General features: G+C 52.3%; 1 tRNA gene and 1 rRNA gene. Both read left to right on the top strand.

Going from position 1 to position 2,101, the window contains the following annotated elements:
• Nucleotides 1-354: 354 nt before the first annotated feature.
• A 16S ribosomal RNA gene (locus tag AOZ49_RS31495) occupies nt 355-1,885 on the top strand.
• A 132-nt stretch (nt 1,886-2,017) separates the two neighbouring features.
• Nucleotides 2,018-2,094: transfer RNA gene (locus AOZ49_RS31490), tRNA-Ile, on the top strand.
• The last annotated feature ends 7 nt before the right edge of the window (nt 2,095-2,101 follow it).

The following is a 2,101-nucleotide window of genomic DNA, read 5'->3' as shown; positions in this document are numbered from 1 at the left end:
AGCGAAGTGAATCAAACGAAGCTGACTTGACAAACGATAAAAACTTCTTCATAATCTCGTTTCTCTGCTGCTGACACAGCGATCGACGCGAAAGCGAAATCGCCGAAGAAAGCAGAAGATGCAGTAAGTAGTACAGAATTTAGCAGTACCGCTCTTTAACAATTAAACAACCGATAAGTGTGGGCGCTTGATGCGAGTGCACTGTGACTTCGGTCACAAGCACAATGAAATCAAGTGCTCACTAGAAGTGAAGTACCTTAGACGTCAAGTTTAAGAACATACCTCACTTCCTTTGAGTAGCGACGTATGACTCGGTTCTTCGGAACTAAGAAATACGAAACAAATACAGAGATTAAACTGAAGAGTTTGATCCTGGCTCAGATTGAACGCTAGCGGGATGCCTTACACATGCAAGTCGAACGGCAGCACGGACTTCGGTCTGGTGGCGAGTGGCGAACGGGTGAGTAATGTATCGGAACGTGCCCAGTAGCGGGGGATAACTACGCGAAAGCGTAGCTAATACCGCATACGCCCTACGGGGGAAAGCAGGGGATCGTAAGACCTTGCACTATTGGAGCGGCCGATATCGGATTAGCTAGTTGGTGGGGTAACGGCTCACCAAGGCGACGATCCGTAGCTGGTTTGAGAGGACGACCAGCCACACTGGGACTGAGACACGGCCCAGACTCCTACGGGAGGCAGCAGTGGGGAATTTTGGACAATGGGGGAAACCCTGATCCAGCCATCCCGCGTGTGCGATGAAGGCCTTCGGGTTGTAAAGCACTTTTGGCAGGAAAGAAACGTCATGGGTTAATACCCCGTGAAACTGACGGTACCTGCAGAATAAGCACCGGCTAACTACGTGCCAGCAGCCGCGGTAATACGTAGGGTGCAAGCGTTAATCGGAATTACTGGGCGTAAAGCGTGCGCAGGCGGTTCGGAAAGAAAGATGTGAAATCCCAGAGCTTAACTTTGGAACTGCATTTTTAACTACCGGGCTAGAGTGTGTCAGAGGGAGGTGGAATTCCGCGTGTAGCAGTGAAATGCGTAGATATGCGGAGGAACACCGATGGCGAAGGCAGCCTCCTGGGATAACACTGACGCTCATGCACGAAAGCGTGGGGAGCAAACAGGATTAGATACCCTGGTAGTCCACGCCCTAAACGATGTCAACTAGCTGTTGGGGCCTTCGGGCCTTGGTAGCGCAGCTAACGCGTGAAGTTGACCGCCTGGGGAGTACGGTCGCAAGATTAAAACTCAAAGGAATTGACGGGGACCCGCACAAGCGGTGGATGATGTGGATTAATTCGATGCAACGCGAAAAACCTTACCTACCCTTGACATGTCTGGAATGCCGAAGAGATTTGGCAGTGCTCGCAAGAGAACCGGAACACAGGTGCTGCATGGCTGTCGTCAGCTCGTGTCGTGAGATGTTGGGTTAAGTCCCGCAACGAGCGCAACCCTTGTCATTAGTTGCTACGAAAGGGCACTCTAATGAGACTGCCGGTGACAAACCGGAGGAAGGTGGGGATGACGTCAAGTCCTCATGGCCCTTATGGGTAGGGCTTCACACGTCATACAATGGTCGGGACAGAGGGTCGCCAACCCGCGAGGGGGAGCCAATCCCAGAAACCCGATCGTAGTCCGGATCGCAGTCTGCAACTCGACTGCGTGAAGTCGGAATCGCTAGTAATCGCGGATCAGCATGTCGCGGTGAATACGTTCCCGGGTCTTGTACACACCGCCCGTCACACCATGGGAGTGGGTTTTACCAGAAGTAGTTAGCCTAACCGCAAGGGGGGCGATTACCACGGTAGGATTCATGACTGGGGTGAAGTCGTAACAAGGTAGCCGTATCGGAAGGTGCGGCTGGATCACCTCCTTTCAGAGCTTAGTGCTCGTGTTAAGCGTCCACTCTTATCGGTTGTTTGATATATAGCTGGGATCGGTTGTGGGCTTGGGTAGAGGGATTCCTCCCTATGTCCATGACTCCTGACTACTGATCCGAGAAGGTTTTGGGTCTGTAGCTCAGTCGGTTAGAGCACCGTCTTGATAAGGCGGGGGTCGTTGGTTCGAATCCAACCAGACCCACCAAGTATTC

Source organism: Achromobacter sp. 2789STDY5608615, assembly GCF_001298995.1.
In the GTDB taxonomy this organism is placed as follows: domain Bacteria; phylum Pseudomonadota; class Gammaproteobacteria; order Burkholderiales; family Burkholderiaceae_B; genus Achromobacter; species Achromobacter insuavis.
Note: the sequence above shows the minus strand (reverse complement) of the source record. Positions and strands in the feature narration are given on the sequence as shown.